Origin of the sequence: Marinicauda pacifica, from assembly GCF_004793635.1 — a bacterium.
In the GTDB taxonomy this organism is placed as follows: domain Bacteria; phylum Pseudomonadota; class Alphaproteobacteria; order Caulobacterales; family Maricaulaceae; genus Marinicauda; species Marinicauda pacifica.
Map to the genome: position 1 here is coordinate 1 of NZ_SRXV01000044.1, position 318 is coordinate 318.

At 67.3% G+C, this 318-nt stretch carries 1 protein-coding gene; it reads left to right on the forward strand.

Translation table 11 applies throughout. The annotated features are described in order from the left end of the window. On the forward strand, positions 1 to 318 hold a 318-nt coding region (locus E5162_RS14335), incomplete at both ends, for an MFS transporter (protein ID WP_135945953.1).

A 318-nucleotide genomic window follows, 5' to 3' on the forward strand; every position in this document is an offset into this window, starting at 1 on the left:
ACCCGGCATCGCCGAGGAGTGGAACATCACTCGCGGCGCCCTCGGCGTCGTCCTGTCGATGGAGCTGATCGGCATGGCGGTCGGCTCGGTCCTGCTGGGCCGGACCGCCGATCTGAGCGGCCGGCGTCCGACCATCCAGCTCTGCCTGATCGTGATGGTCGCCGGCATGTTCCTGGTCCCCTTCGCCAACGGTCTGACCGAATTGTCCGCCTACCGCCTGATGACCGGACTCGGCATTGGCGGCATGCTGGCCAGCATCCACGCGATGGCTGCCGAGTATTCCAATGCGCGCTGGCGCACGCTCGCCGTCACGGTGAT